The sequence below is a fragment of the Moorena sp. SIO4A5 genome, from assembly GCF_010672005.1.
Classification (GTDB): Bacteria; Cyanobacteriota; Cyanobacteriia; order Cyanobacteriales; family Coleofasciculaceae; genus Moorena.
Genome location: NZ_JAAHHZ010000027.1, coordinates 93,008 through 108,857, shown reverse-complemented (window position 1 = coordinate 108,857; position 15,850 = coordinate 93,008). Strand labels below are relative to the sequence as shown.

At 42.4% G+C, this 15,850-nt stretch carries 9 protein-coding genes; 5 read left to right on the top strand and 4 right to left on the bottom strand.

All coding sequences use genetic code 11. From position 1 onward, the window contains the following. Window positions 1-117: 117 nt before the first annotated feature. The 3 genes from F6K57_RS10310 to F6K57_RS10300 all read right to left on the bottom strand — a co-directional run bounded on the left by F6K57_RS10310 (window position 118) and on the right by F6K57_RS10300 (window position 5,149). On the bottom strand, window positions 118-2,190 hold the full coding sequence (locus tag F6K57_RS10310) for a tetratricopeptide repeat protein (protein WP_293067145.1): 2,073 nt from the start codon (window positions 2,188-2,190) through the stop codon (window positions 118-120). Between the two features lie 164 nt (window positions 2,191-2,354). Then, entirely contained in the window at window positions 2,355-4,319 is a 1,965-nt protein-coding gene (locus tag F6K57_RS10305; protein WP_293067142.1) for a ShlB/FhaC/HecB family hemolysin secretion/activation protein, read from the bottom strand. Window positions 4,320-4,702: 383 nt separating this feature from the next. Next, entirely contained in the window at window positions 4,703-5,149 is a 447-nt protein-coding gene (locus F6K57_RS10300) for a helix-turn-helix domain-containing protein (RefSeq protein ID WP_293067140.1), read from the bottom strand. A 546-nt stretch (window positions 5,150-5,695) separates the two neighbouring features. Here F6K57_RS10300 and F6K57_RS10295 point away from each other — a divergent pair. Beyond that, window positions 5,696-5,848, top strand: coding sequence for a hypothetical protein (locus tag F6K57_RS10295; protein ID WP_293067138.1), 153 nt, complete (start codon window positions 5,696-5,698; stop codon window positions 5,846-5,848). A gap of 15 nt (window positions 5,849-5,863) precedes the next feature. After that, window positions 5,864-6,046, top strand: a complete 183-nt coding sequence (locus F6K57_RS10290; RefSeq protein ID WP_293067135.1) for a hypothetical protein — start codon at window positions 5,864-5,866, stop codon at window positions 6,044-6,046. Window positions 6,047-7,529: 1,483 nt separating this feature from the next. On the opposite strand, the gene F6K57_RS10285 is transcribed toward F6K57_RS10290, so the two are convergent. Then, the gene (locus F6K57_RS10285) at window positions 7,530-11,348 is read right to left on the bottom strand and encodes a filamentous hemagglutinin N-terminal domain-containing protein (protein WP_293067132.1); all 3,819 of its coding nucleotides are present in this window, start codon (window positions 11,346-11,348) and stop codon (window positions 7,530-7,532) included. A gap of 582 nt (window positions 11,349-11,930) precedes the next feature. Here F6K57_RS10285 and F6K57_RS10280 point away from each other — a divergent pair. From F6K57_RS10280 to F6K57_RS10270, 3 genes are all read left to right on the top strand, one after another. Continuing rightward, the gene (locus F6K57_RS10280) at window positions 11,931-12,686 is read left to right on the top strand and encodes a sulfotransferase (protein ID WP_293067129.1); all 756 of its coding nucleotides are present in this window, start codon (window positions 11,931-11,933) and stop codon (window positions 12,684-12,686) included. 170 nt (window positions 12,687-12,856) lie between these two features. Then, window positions 12,857-13,759: a sulfotransferase gene (locus F6K57_RS10275; protein WP_293067126.1), complete on the top strand. Its 903-nt coding sequence runs from the start codon at window positions 12,857-12,859 to the stop codon at window positions 13,757-13,759. Between the two features lie 402 nt (window positions 13,760-14,161). Further along, the gene (locus tag F6K57_RS10270) at window positions 14,162-15,679 is read left to right on the top strand and encodes a carotenoid oxygenase family protein (protein ID WP_293067123.1); all 1,518 of its coding nucleotides are present in this window, start codon (window positions 14,162-14,164) and stop codon (window positions 15,677-15,679) included. Window positions 15,680-15,850 lie beyond the last annotated feature (171 nt).

Here is a 15,850-nt window from a genome sequence, read left to right as displayed (position 1 = left end):
ATATTCGGCTGCCTCTTTTGGGGTGACATATTTTTTCATAACGGCTTAACCTCTACAAATCTATACTAACATCTTTGTAGAGATATGAAAAGGTTTGATGAGATTAAATGCTAATAGTTACACCTCTACTTGAGAGTTAGCTAAATCCTCTTCAATCGGTCGGATTACCCAATTGTATACCTGCTGCGACATTGGTAAAAATGCCCGTCGATGAACCTGCTGTAAAAACTTACGCAGTTCTTCCAGAGTAGATTCAGTTTGGTCTTGGGGAAGCTCTGTTCTATAGTGGCGCAGTTGTTGTTGGGGTAAGCGGATAATGATATCCACGCTTTCTGGTAATATGATAGGATAAATTAATGCTGCTTTAGTATCAACTTGGTCGATGACTTGATCAATCACTACAGGAGTAGCGTTTAAACAGGCTGAGCGAAAATAGTTATCTAGTTCGGCTAGCTGCAGTGACTCAATGATCTCACGGGCTTTTTCCAAGTTGTCGGGATTGGAATTCCTGCTGTCTGATTGCAGCAGTAATTGCACGAATTCTCGATAGACTGGCTCTACACTCTCTCGAAATGTAAACCTGACCTCTTGGTTAACAGCTACTAGGTCACTCCGTAGAGACTTGAGAGTGTTAACTGCTTCGGTGTAAGCTGCGATCGCATTTTGCTCTTCCCCCTGCTGTTTCAAAATACGTCCTAGTTGCCATTGCCAGCGATAGCTAATATCTGGAGCATTGATTTCTTGAGCTAACTTTAAGGCTTGTTGAGTCAGGTCTTGAGACTCTGGTAACTGCTGATTCTTCTGATAGAGTTGACCTAGACTACCAAGAGCATAAGCTTCCGCTCGCTTATCTCCCAATGCTTTAGCCTGTTGTACTGCAGTAGCTAGGATTTTCGCAATTTCATAAGAAGGCTCAACCCCAGTCTTAGCCGAAAGCTGAAGTCTCTTGGCTGAAGTCTGAACATTTCTTTCATCCTTGATACTTCTGACTTCATCCTTCATTAGGCTTTGAGCAAAATTAATCCTCAGATAGATACTGCGGCGGCTCAGAGGTAAGGATTCCAGTTGAGGCCAGATTTGAGGAATTAATGCTTGTGCTTGCGCAATCCTTTTATTGTCAATCAATAAGCTAAGTTGATTTAATTGGGCTTCAAGCTTAGTGATTGGATCTAATGACTCATCGAATGCTTGTTGATAGTAATCAATAGCTTCGTCTAATTCTTGCTGAGCCCGTGCTGTATTCCCTAAGCTAAATAATGTAGCGCTAATCTCTTCAGACGATGGTAAGTTTCGGGCAATCTCTAAGCTTTTTTCTAAGGTTTCCCGGGATTGACTCAGCTCTCCTACTAATTGACGCATATTTCCAAGCGATCGCAATCCTATCGCTTTGTTCAAAGAGTCAGGTTGAGCAGTTAACGATTCCTCGACCTGATTGAGTAGATTCAACGCCCGCTTATACATTCCTAATTCTTGTAGGGCTTGCGCTATATTAATCCGACTCCGAATCTGACCGGCTTCATCCCCTAATTCACCATAAGTTACCGCAGCTTGCTCCCAACTTTCCATTGCTGCTTTTGCTTCTGATGAACCAAGCTCAATACTTCCTTTGATCATTAGGGATTGAGCCAGCACTTGTAAGTATCCTGTAGACTTATCGGTGGCTTTTAGAGAGCGCAATATTTTTTCACTATTAGCGATCGCATTCTTGGCTTGAGTCCATAACCCCAGTTGCTGATAAGCCAACGAGAGATTACTTAACACCATCGCTTCTGAGAGTTTATCTCCCTGAGTTTGATTACTCTCAAGAGCTTGTTCTAAAACATCTACTGCTTCGGCGAATCTACCTGAATCGTAGAGACCTTTGCCCTGTTTAAGTAACGTGGAAATTTTAAAGTTAGCAGGTTGAAGGTTAGCCGGTTTAAAGTTATCAGGTTTAAAGTTAGCCGGTTTAAAGTTATCAGGTTTAAAGTTAACAGCTTGTTCGCCTTTGGCGTTCGAGTAGGGTAGGTTAGCCGGTTTCAGGTTTGTCCCTTTAAGAGCAATATCCCCTTCAACATTCAACCTTTCAACCTTCAACCCTTCAACCCCTTCAACCTCCAACCCTTCAACCTTAAAGGTTTGTGGGATTTTTGCTAAAACCGGAGGTACTAAATTGCACAGTAATGCTGTTAGCAGAGCAATCAGAGGCAACCTTATCCACCTCTTTATCCTCAACCCTAAGGATTTACGATTTACTCTACCTATACTACCACAATATATCTTTTTTTTTACCATGGCTGATTTTCTCCCTTACTGCACCTCATCGCTATCAAAAACGCTATATTCATTAGAATCTATAATTTTTATTTTTCTGTTCAAAATGGTCTAAAAATCAACGAAAAGTAGAATCCATCTTCCTGTAACGTTCTATCTCTAGTTTCAACATCCACCAACTGCAAGCCCCAGCCGATATTAGCCTCTAGTAAATCTCCTTGCTGCCATCGCAAACCTAGACCAAGGGATGCGATCGTGTTATCATCAATATCATTTTCATCGTCTTTATTCCAGCCAGTACCAAAATCAAGAAAAGGAGTTAACTGCACTAGAGTTCCGCTATCAGGATTCTGAATAATTGGCAGACGCAGCTCCGCAGAAATAAAGGCACCATTGTCTGATAAAATTAGATCCTGGCGATAGCCCCGTACACTCTGTAAACCCCCAATCCCTATCTGTTCTAATGGTACCAAGCCTCGGTCTGCTAGTTGCACATCCCCTCGGATTAATAAGATAGTGTTTGGTGCCAGTAGCCTTACCCATTGCCCTTGACCACGCCACGCGAAGAAATTGCTATCTGGTTCACCCCTGTTAATGGTAGTATCTCCTGAACTAATCCCGATACTTAACTGGGAACGAGCTGCTAAAACTTGTTGTTCACTGCGCTTCGTCCACTCTTGGAATAACCGGATGGCATTAATCCGCGTACGCCCTTCATCATCAGCTCCTGCTGATAAAGGAAAGGGCGTATCTAATATAGATGTTTCACTTTCCTGGCGTGAGCCGGTGATACCAATAGCTACTTCTTCCGTAGGAGTTTGGAATACAGGCTGGCGCAGGGTTATTTCATAAAACCGTGATTCTGAGTCAATATCTATCCTATCAAAAGGAGGCTCAATTACTTCACTAGCTGTTGTCCCATAAGCCAAGCGCAGAGTACCATTACGAGGATTAATCGGTAAGGTATAGCTAACATCAAAGGTATCACTACCATCAGTGTTAGTATAGTTTAATTCTAAGGCATCTCCCAATCCCAGTAAATTGCCTTCTCGAATTTGGGGACGACGCCGAAAGCTTCCGACACTGGGAGAGCGCCCATTATCTAATGTTATTTGGGTGCTGAAGGTATCGGCTTCAGTTACTTTTACTTCTAGCAAACTCTCCCCAGGCTCAATACCCGCCGACAATTCAGCTGAGATGTTGGCAATTAGAGGGTCGAGTCGCAGCATTTGTAAGCCGTTGAGTAAGCGCCTTACATTCAGAGGCTTCTTGGTAGCGATCGCAAGACGGCTTTTGATGTAATTAGGATTAAGCCGACTCAGACCCTTGACAATAATATCTTCTAATTCCCCTTCGATAATGTCAATTCTAACTACCCCATCTTCAAGTTGCTGAGGTGGGATATAGGCTCCAGAGTTAACGTATCCTTCTTTATCATATAACTCCGTGATCTCAGACCGGATTTTAAATAATGCTGGGAAAGATATGGGTTGATTGAGGAAAGGATCGGTAATTTCCGCTAATTTTTCCTGGCTGAATACCGTTGAGCCAATAATATTAAAGCGTTTAATGACAATTCGTTTTGGAATGTCCTCCAGAATTTCGTCCGGTAGATCAGGGCTAGGAGCAGATGGGTCAAGAAGTTCGTCCACAGGAGGAAGTTTCTGGGGAGGTTGAGGTTCTGGTGCTGGTTCCAGAGAGGGAGGTCGTCTAGGCTCGGGGAAAGGGATTCGCCGCCGATCCTCGGGTAGCTCTATACCCGGAGGTAGGTTTGGAGGTAGGGCTTGACTAATTTTTGCCGAGGCTGGAGGACTCGGTAGTTGGTTAATATCGATGGCGTTGAGATTTGTTACAGTGTCGCTCCCTAAAACTTGATTATCCCTTTTGTTCAAGTTCTCTGGAATTGGCACTGGCTCCTGTGGCCATGAATCCTTTACGAAGATTAGACTCTGATCATTAACAGCAGCTCCAGCTTCTAAAGGTTTCAAGATTAGGCTACTAACGACTGCTAATGCACCCAAGGTTAACAGAGATGAACTCCTGACTACCGCAACAAATCTAAACATTACTTACCAGATCGCAATTGTTTTTAGTAGGTAAGAACTATTAATTAGTTTTCCTGGTGCTAGAGTGACAAATAACACGAACAGTAGTCAAGGGTAAGGGAATAAATTGAGAACTAATGTAATATATCTGTAGATATATCAGTGTATTTAGGGATAACTTTTGCGTCCGCTGAATGTGACTAGTAAGTATATCTACTAATCATCTAGGGATAACTTTTGCGTCCGCTACTCCGAGTGAAGCATTTCTGCTGTTTGATTTGAACCCTTGACCAATAACATTAAGGTTTTAACCTTCAAGTTAACACCTTGTTTTTTTGATTCTTAAGCTACGCAAACAAGTAGCTTCCAGCTGGGATGACCCCAAGCTAATACTGATCTTGCAATTAACTAAAGACTTTAGTGAGAATTTCTACAGAAGGGTCAACTTCCAGCCACACCGTAGCCCCACAATCCTTGGGACAATTGGGTTGATAGACTAACCGAGATGGACCCTTGATTTCTACATAATGACCGTAGGTGTTGCGATTGCCTTGTTTGACAGTGAGCACAGGCTTATAGGTGTCGTACTTTTTATTTTGCTTAATCACGTTCTGGTTGACGTGGATGTAAGTCGCCACCTTCTGGAAACCTCTTCTCCAGGTTCCCTTGGGTCCACGGCGACCAGGACTGACCCTAGGCAAGCCGTTAAATAGGGGAATTTGCCAAAATCTGCCTACTTTTTGAGCGCCCTTAATTCTGCCATTTTTGAGAAGTTGGCGAACTCGTTGGACGCAAATCCCTAGAAGAAAAGCTGCTTGGGTAGTTCCGACTATCTTGGTTTGTTGGTTCATTTTTTGTGATCCTTTACTATCGCGCTAACCTTATATCTAATATAACACATGAATTTCAGGTTGTGTTAGGTTTTTTGCAAAACTTTACATTTTATCTAGCGCTAGTTTTTGGAGAGCGCTAAGGGTTGTTTGCGTTAATTAAAGGGATTGTTGAATTAGCGCTATACTTTAGCCGAATTTATCTAGCGCTAATTTTTGGGAGTTTTATGGGATGTTTAACTTGATTAAGTTATGAGCTTAAAATAGCGCTATACTTTAGCCGAATTTATCTAGCGCTAATTTTTTTTACCCGATTCCCGATTCCCGATTCCCCCAAGACTTTGTTACAAAAAATTGCAAAATATGTTATAATAAAATATTTTTTATGTTATAATAGAATCATAGACGTGAAAGCGTTAAGAGCCAGCCCCAAGTTTTCCCAAGGCCAAAGGCTGGCTCTAGACCCCCAGTTAAGGAGATACCTAAAGTATGACTTACAGCGAACGCCTATACCCGTGGGCGTTCGCGTAGCGTGGCCGTAGGCCAATCATCCGCCTATTGCCGAGGATGCAACGGGTCGTTGTTGGTCGGTACCGGAAGCGGTCTGATGCGGAGGGGCATTTGCGGGCACTTAAACGCTTGATGCCTGATGGGGAATTTGTGATTATTTTTGATTTGCCCGAGCCTATAGATGAAGAACCTGAGGTTAGTGGGGAGTAGGGTTTGGCTGAGGGCATGATGAGCAGCATGATTAACTTTGTGGTCACCCTCTCAGGTATTGAATGGGATCGACCTTTGGTCACGCTACGCGATCGCACTCTCTCCAAAATTACTGCAATTTCCAACAGTAAAGGATTTTCACGCCTTGTTGCTGTTGCTAGCGCGATTGACATGCAGTCACGCTATGGGATCACATAATTTCTTAGATTGTTGAAATTTACGATAACTATCGAAGTTGCTCAACCTAACACTATCGTAATTATCCAAAATTGCTGTAATTTCCAACAGTAAAGGATTTTCACGCTTTGTTGATTAAGCTAACGCGATTGGCATGCAGTCACGCTACGCGATCGCACTCTCTCCAAAATTGCTGTAATTTCCAACAGTAAAGGATTTTCACGCCTTGTTGCTGTTGCTAGCGCGATTGACATGCAGTCACGCTAAGCGATCATATAATTTCTTAGATTGCTGAAATTTACGATAACTGTTGAAATTTCCAACAGTGAACGATTTTCACGCTTTGTTGCTCAATAAGGCGCTATCGTGATTATCCCAAATTGCTGTAATTTACGATAACTAAGGAAGTCGATTAAGCTAGGGCTATCGTGATTATCCCAAATTGCTGTAATTTACGATAACTAACGCGCATTGCTCAAGTTAACGCGATGCTCGCTACGAGCCGCTACGCGATCGCATGATTTCCCAAATTGCTATAATATCCAATAGTCAAGGATTTTCACGCTTTGTGGATTAAGCTAGCGCTATTATGATTATCCACAATTGTGGGAATTTTCGATAACTATCGCGCATTGCTTAAGTTAGCTCTATCATGATTATCCCAAATTGCTTAAATATCCAACAGTCAAGGATTTTAAGCAAAGTGGCTTAACCTAGCGCTATTGTAATTTGCCCAAATTGCTGAAATATCCGACAGTAAAGGATTTTCACCGAATCGTGATTATCCGAAATTGCTGGAATTTTCGATAACTATCGCGCATTGCTCAAGCTAGCGCGATGCTCGCTACGAGCCGCTACGCGAACGCATGATTTCCCAAATTGTTGAAATTTCCAACAGTAACGGATTTTCACGCCTTGTTGCTCAACCAGCGCACTATCGCGATTATCCCAAATTGCTGGAATTTTCGATAACTATCGCGCGTTGCTGTTGCTAGCTCTATCATGATTTTCCCAAATTGTTGAAATATTCGATAACTAAGGAATTGACTGAAGTTGCTCCAGCTAGGATTATCGTTATCATTCAAAATTGCGGGAATTTTCGATAACTACCGAAGTTGCTGAAGCTAGCATTATCGCGATTATCCTAAATTGCGGGAATTTTCGATAACTATCGAAGTTGATTAATCTAGCGCTATCGCGATTATCCTAAATTGTTGAAATATTCGATAACTAAGGAATTGACTGAAGTTGCTCCAGCTAGGATTATCGTTATCATTCAAAATTGTGGGAATTTCCAATAGCCAACGAATTGGACTGAAGTTGATTAACCTAGCTCTATCATTTAGATAGCGCTATACTAATTGAATCAGAGCGATCGCATTATTCCCGAAATTGCTGAAATTCTCGATAGTGACAGGATTCTACTGAAGCTAGTTAAACTAGCGCTATACTTATCCATCACCACTCTAATTGCTGAAAATTGCTGCAATTTCCAACATCAAGCTCAACCTTGGCTACCACAAGACCTAGGACTATACCAATTACTCTTAGGAGTAACATTATTCGGCTCAGCTGTCAAGATAATTGTACCATCCTCGCCCACAGTCCAACCCTGAGCTTCCACTATTTTCTTCTTACGACGAGGAGGAGTCGGAGTCTCGACAGTGCGCCGTTTCCCTCTCATGGGCAAGTAACTCACCTCAGGGGTAGGAGTAGAGGTAGCTTCTTCGATAGTCTCTTCTTCAGTATCAAGGGTAACCCAATCTACCAGTACAGACTGTTGATTGATTGGGTCTAGGGGACTTGGGGGTAAGCCACCTCGTCCAGTAACAATGAATTCACCCAGTTCATCTACTGCTATTTTTCCACTCCTGGGACAGTTAGCGACAATTAATGCTGAGGGGTCAACTAGTGATGTGGGTAGGATCTCAGGATCCTGTGCTGAGTTGGTAATATCCCTGGTCACAGTCCCAGATTGACCACCGCTAAAGCTAAGGGCTGCTATTTCACTATTATTATTCTGAAAAGCTAACGATGGGTCTATATTTCGATCTGAGCCAATAAACGCATTAGTATCTTCAAGTACATTTAGATTAAATAAGCCCTGGAGGGTGATGTTGATGTTTCCACCATCCCCATCCTGAGCATTGGCAAATATATCGCTACCTTTGTCTTGATTATTTAAAGGCAGCGCTACTAATACTCCACCTTCAATAGTGATATTTCCACCATCAACATCATCCCCTGTAGCATCAGCCAATATTAAACTGTTGTTATCAAGTATGATCACTCCTGGCACATCGATATCAATAGTTGCTGCTTGTTCGTTGTTGGTGGGATTTTTTCCAGTAGCAGCTACAAGTTGGCCGTTGTCTAGGGTGAGAGAATCAGCCTCAATGGTTAGTTTGCCAGCTTCTCCTAGCTTGCTCTGATCCACGTCACCGTTCTCATCCACTTCAGTCTCTGGAAACCCTTCTTCTGTTAATGGGACACCGCTGACTGCTATGCGTGCTCCCTTCTCGACAGTTAGCTCATCTGTTTCTATAGTCACATTTCTAGCAGTACCACCTTCGGTTGCTTGAGCGAATATTCCTGCAGGAGATTTAGACTTATCTGGTAGATTTCCAGTTAACAACACTGAGTCTTTAGCGTTCACTTCCACATTTCCGGCTGTACCTTTTTCGCTCGAAGAAGTAGAAGCAGAAATCTGACTGTTGTTTACGGTCAAGGTGTTTACATCTAATTTGATATCACCACCGGCAAAGCCACTTTCACTTTGAGCATTCAAAAGTGCGCCATCTGATAGACGCAAGCTCGGTGTTTCTATCTGAATAAGCCCTCCCCCAGCCTCAGCTCCGTTTCGAGTTTGGGTAAATATACCACTTTCTCTTGTCGGTTGGTCATCATTATCAAGCCCAATCCCAGAAATATCAACAAAATCCGTGGCATTGACTGTAATATCACCTGCTGCAATGTTGCCCTGAGTAAAAGCTTCTAATCTCCCTCCATCTTTGAGGGATAGAGAACGAGCTGTAATGGTAATGTTGCCGCCTCCTGGGGTGTTTTGCGCTCTCTCTGGGTCTCCCGCGTTACGCCCTACGGCAGTTGTGATGTCACTATTGGTAAGCTCAATCTTATCCTTAACCGTTATCGAGATATTTCCAGGATTTCCCGGACTGTTGTTTCTAGCCTCAGCATCGATCGCGCTTCTACGGCTTAAGAATAGCGAGCCAGCTTTAATGGTTATCTCGCCACCGTTGCCTGTAGCTCCTCTTTGGGATACTGCTTCAATTTGGGCTTGATCTTTCAAGATGAAGTCTCCCTCCACTATGATGTCGATGTCGCCTGCGTTTCCATTTCCTCGACTTGTTCTTGTACTAGTAGTTATACCATCAGGACCACTTCGATTCGGTCCAATAATCGTCAGGGAGCCAACACGGATTACGATTGGGCCAGCATTACCATTGTCATTAGTGTTAGTTGTAATTTGAGTTTGAGTACTTCTTGGTCTTCCGTCACCACTATCTGACTGAGACTGCAGATCCCGCCGAGAATCCATCAACAGCTCACCAGCAATGATTTCAATTTTGCCGCTATCTCCGTCAGCTCTTCCTACTCTATTCTCAATTCTGCTATCCTCTGTAATCGCAACTGTTCCCCCAGCATGGATGATGGTTTCTCCGCCATTTCCTGTTGCTTGATCACCTCGTCGTCTACTCCTTGATCCTCTTGTCCAAGCCTGAATTCTGCTTCTATCTTCCAAGGTGACATTGCCATTGGGAGCGTTAATCTCTATAGTTCCTCCCTGACCTGAACTGGTGGTCTTGGTCTTAATCGTACCCTTATTGGTCAGCAGTACATCACCAGTCACATTGATCTCAATATCCCCGCCGTCACCTGCTCTCTTCTCTGTTTTGGTAAAAATTCCTTCTTCTGTTTGATCCCTGATGTTTGCTCTAGACCGATCAGAGGTAAGGAAGACCGAGCCAGCATTAATGGTGATTTTTCCTCCGTTTCCAGCTTTGTTAGTAGTTTTGGTCAAGATGCCTTGGTCTTCAGTATCTTCTTCATGATTATCTGTATTGGAAAAAACTGAAACCTTTAGCTGGTCAGCAGTAAGGATAATCTCGCCGCCATCACTGCCAACTGCGGCTGTTTTGGTAAAGATGCCCTGGTCTTCTTCTACTCTTGACCGCTCTTCTGTTTCTTTAGACGTCGATACAGAGATTAAGCCAGAGGTGATAGTAATTTTTCCGCCTTCTCCACCGCTTTCCTCAGTTATGGTAAAAATTCCCTGGTTTGGTTTATTTTCTCCGTCATTGTTAGTGGTTACCGTAACTGAGGAATCAGTAGTGATAATAATATCACCACCTTTCTTACCATTTCCTTGAGTTATGGTAGAAATTCCTTGGTCTTTATTAGAAGTTTCGACTTCTAAAGAATCAGCAATAATCCTAATCTCACCACCATCAACATTTCCATTTTCTGGCACCAAGGTTTCTATAGCGCTATTAATAACTCGAACATTACCTTTCTTGACGCCATTGGGAAAATCTAAACCGAGCTTGTTACCGTCTCTAGTTAATGCTACTTGTCCTTCTGCTGCGCTCAATCCCGCTAACAGAATATTCCCACCTTGATTGGTGGATATCTTACTATCTTCGATAACCTCAACATCACCACCGAGTAACAACAGGTTATCAACGGCTAGCTTCTCTAACTTAGCTCGACTGGTAATACTACCACGAGTCATATTATCGGGAATTTGATTAAAGAAGAACACATTAGGATTAACCGTCAGCAATGGCGAAGGAGGCTCGGGATTAGAGGCACTAAACACTCCTTGATTCCCAAACCCAATCCCATCAGCAGTGGTGCCTACAAAAGAACCGCGTACATCCAGCTTGGCATTTTTACCAAACAAAATCCCCTTGGGATTAATCAGAAACAAATTAGCTCCACCATTGACTCCCAAGGTGCCAAAAATATTAGAGGGATTCTTACCAGTTACCCGAGACAGAATATTTTGAATCCCAGCTGGATTAGCAAAATAAACGCTTTGTCCGTTTCCCACATTAAATTCTAGGAAACTGTGGAACAAATTGATATCCCGGATTGCTCCTCCCTTAATTAGATCAACAATTTTCCCATTTACCTCACCCGAGCCCAGGTCTAGCAAAGACCTTTCCCCTGCGGGCAAAGTGGTATCAGGAGTAATCTGAGCATTAGCTTGGTTAGCTAGCAATGGGTACGCTCCACTAATGGCTAAGCATAGCGCTAAACTCAACTGAGTGTTATACCGTTTCAAGACATCTAATGCCATGGGATTGGTTCTCTTGATCTTGGGGAGGGTTAGTTAGCTTCAGCTATCAGTTATCAGTTATCAGCTTGCCCATTGGCGTACGCTACGTGGGGTTTATTTTAAGCTAACAGCTGACTGCTGATTGCTGACAACTGACGTTTGATTAATAGTTGCTTGAAGCTGCTATTGCTAGTAGCAATACTAATTATTCCTGCACGGAATAATAATAACAGAATTTATTATACCTATACTTTCTAGCCATTGATGTAAAGTTTTGTTAAATAATAACGTTAGCCAGGGCTACAGAGATGGGTATTTGTTTGCTGTTCCCTACTCCCGATACCCGATTCCCGATTCCCGTTCCCCTCCTGGGAGGGGAACGGGGTGGGTTCCGATTCCCTTTGTTATACATAGTCTGTTAATGTAATAAAATGTAAATAAATTTAAAAACTATTTATAAAATATCTGGCTAAAGACTTGACAGACGATAAAAGATATGTTAAATAAAGAAGCCAATGGGGTTTCTAATCCTGGTATGTCCTATACCCAGGAAGAGTGGGCAAGAAGCCTGACTACATATCGTTACTACATATGTTTAACTGTTTGGTAATAGGTTCCGGGCGCAGTGGCACTAGCATGGTAGCCGGTACACTCAGTGGTGCTGGGTATTTCATGGGAGATAGAATGATGTCATCTACAAGCATCAATACAAAGGGCTATTTTGAGTCCAAGAATGTTGAGGCGATTAACGAAGATATATTAAGCAAAGTTGTCCCACCTCGACCAAAGGGAATTTTGGGAAATTTGTTTAAAGACCGACCGACTAGATACCAACGCTGGCTAGCTAGGGTGCCTGTAGGCAAAAGGATTGATTGTCCTGAGGACATAGCCTCTAGAATAGAAACCTTAACTGAGCGACAGCCTTTTTGCTTCAAAGACCCTAGATTTTGCTACACATTGCCAGCTTGGAAACCGTTTCTCAAGGATACCGTATTTCTGTGCGTATTTCGGCACCCGGCAGCGACGGCATCAAGCATTATGAAAGTACATAGCAAGCATAAATACTTATATAGTCTTTCTATGAATTTTGAGCGAGCGGTAGAAATCTGGACACTTATGTATCAACATATTATTCAAACTCACTCCAAGGAAGGCAAATGGTTATTTGTACACTACGACCAAGTGTTGTCAGATCAAGGACTTGACCGCATTGAAGAATTTATTGATGGCACAGTAGACCGTAGTTTTCCTGACAAAGCTTTAGCTAGTGTTGAGGCAAATCAGCCAATATCTTCCAAAGCTCGTGAAATTTATTCACAGTTGTGTAGCATAGCTGACTATCAAGAGGTAACACCATAGGTGGTGATATAGGTTTTGATTGCGATCGCTAACTAAGTATAAATATTTATCCTATGAATCTCATATCCCGTAGGCATTTCAAAATAAGATGCGTTTACCCTGTAGTCTAAGGACTTTGTTAAAAACCATCTAAGATAAGTTTATCAAGGATCAGTTAACTAGATAGACTCATGACAATGCCCAACTTTTTAATCCTAGGTGCAGCTAAGGCTGGAACTACCTCAATTTACCGATATCTAAAGCAACATCCGCAAATCTACATGAGTCCTGCCAAGGAACCTAAGTTTTTTGCTTTTGAAGGAGAAAATTTAGATTTTCGTGGGTTAGGAGATGAAAAAGAAGCTGATTTCATTGTAACTAATATTGACGACTATCGTGCCCTATTTAAGAAGGTAACTAATCAAATAGCTATTGGTGAAGCATCTACAATTTATCTCTACATTGCGAAATCTGTTGAACGCATAAAGTACTACATTCCTAAGGCTAAACTGATCGCCATTCTTCGAGATCCAGCAGAAAGAGCCTATTCCAACTATTTACATTTAATCAAGCAAGAGCGCGAACCATTGGATTTTGCTGAGGCTCTTGCCCAAGAAGAGAAGCGCATTCAAAATAACTGGTGGTCTTTCTGGCACTATAAACACCGGGGACTTTACTATGTCCAATTAAAGCGTTATTATGAGGCATTTGAAAAAAGCCAGATTAAGGTTTATCTATACGAAGATTTGACTAATAATCCTCTAGGTATGCTGAAAGATATGTTTGGTTTCTTGGAGATAGACGATACCTTTACCCCAGATATATCTGAAAAAGTTAGGCAAGCTGCTCCCATTCCCAAGAACAAAGCGTTGGAATCATTTTTGAGCCAACCGCACCCAGTTAAATCAATTCTGAGTCCATTGCTTCCTAGTAGCCTAAGGGATAAACTAGTTAACAAGATTAGATATTTAAATCGTGGTAAACCTAAGTTATCACCAGCAGTGCGGAAGCAATTGATTGAATTCTATCGCGAGGATATCCTCCAGCTTCAAGATTTGATTGGTCGGGATATTTCCCAATGGCTAAAGTGTTGAAAATTAAGTGAACAAGTAAGTAGCGTGAGCTAAAAGCTCACGGCTGATTGCTGACAACTGATGCTTGATTAATAGTGGCTTGATGCCGTTATTGTTACTATAAATACTAATTATTACTGCTGGGAATAATAATATATATTATTATTCCTATACTTGCTAGCCATGGATGTAAAGTTTTGTTAAATAACCTTAGCCAGGGCTACAGAGATGGGTAATGGATATAGGGCTCCCAAATGAATTATGAGAATTTTTGTTTGCTGTTCCCTACTCCCTATTCCCTATTCCCTATTCCCTATTCCCTACTCCCTATTCCCTTTGCTATAGACAGTCTGATAAAGTAATAAAATGTAAATAAAGTTAAAAACTATTTATAAAATAATCTGGATAAAGACTTGACAAGCAATGAAAAATGTGTTAAACAAAGAAGCCAATGGGGATTCTAATCCTGGGATGTCCTATAGCCAGGAATATTGGGCAAGGGGTTATGAGTCCCAACCGGGCGAATACGATTATTGGATTGATCAGGTAGAAGGGGAAATTCCTGGGGAGTTGCAGGGGACTTGGTTAAGGAATGGTCCTGGTTTGCTGGATATTAATGGTTACCCGGTGCATCATCCGTTTGATGGGGATGGGATGATTTGTGCGATCGCATTTGATCACGGTCGAGCCCATTTTCGCAATCGGTTTGTACGCACAGAGGGCTTCTTAGCGGAACAGAAAGCGGGGAAACCCCTTTATCGAGGAGTGTTTGGCACTCAGAAGCCTGGGGGTTGGTTAGCGAATCTATTTGATGTCCAACTCAAAAATATTGCTAATACCAATGTAATCTACTGGGGTGGCAAGCTCTTAGCCTTATGGGAAGCAGCTAAACCTTACGGTTTGGACCCCCATACCCTTGAAACCTTGGGTGAAGATAACTTGGATGGAGTATTAGCAGGGGGTGAATTCTTTGCTGCTCATCCTTGGATTGACCCTAGTAGTAAGCTTGATGGTGGTCAACCCTGTCTGGTGAATTTCGGGATTCAGCCAGGTCTGTCTACCAAAATTACTATTTACGAATTCGACCCAACCGGTAAACTATTACGACGCCAAGCTTATATTGTTCCTGGTTTTGCCTTTATCCACGATTTTGCGATTACCCCAAACTACTGTATTTTCTTCCAAAATCCTGTTAGCTATAATCCTATTCCGTTCCTGTTGGGATACCGAGGAGCTGGTGAGTGTGTGGCATATCAGCCTGAGCAACCGACCCGGATTATAGTGATTCCTCGTAAACAGAATACAGAGGGAGTCAAAATCCTAGAAACCCAATCGGGCTTTATCTTCCATCACGCTAATGCTTTTGAGGAAGATGGCAAGATTTATGTGGATTCCATTTGCTACGAGTCATTATCAGCACTAGACGTAGGTAGTGATTTTCGGGAGGTTGATTTTAATGCGATTGCACCAGGGCAACTCTGGCGCTTTAGTTTAAACTTAACGGAGAAAACCGTAGCGAGTAAGTTGTTAGAAGAGCGCTGTTGCGAGTTTCCCAGCATTAACCCTAATTATGTAGGACATCCCTATCGCTACTTATTTATCGGAGCTACTGATCATCCCACCGGTAATGCTCCATTACAAGGAATTCTCAAAATAGATACGGCAACAAAGACACAACAATTCTGGAGTGCTGCGCCTAAGGGTTTTGTAAATGAACCAATGTTTGTGCCACGACCCAATGCTGAACGAGAAGATGATGGTTGGGTGTTGACCTTAGTATATGATGCTAGTCATCACCGATCGGATCTAGTAATATTAGATGGTCGTGATTTAACTAGTGGACCGGTAGCAACACTCCACTTGAAGCATCATATTCCTTACGGCTTACATGGTAGCTGGAGTTGTGAGTTGTTGGGAGTTGGGTTGAAGGTTGAAGGTTAGTTGGTTGAAGGTTGAAGGTTAGTTGGTTGAAGGTTGAAGGTTAGTTGGTTGAAGGTTGAAGGTTAGTTGGTTGAAGGTTGAAGGTTAGTTGGTTGAAGGTTGAAGGTTAGTTGGTTGAAGGTTGAAGGTTAGTTGGTTGAAGGTTGAAGGTTAGTTGGTTGAAGGTTGAAG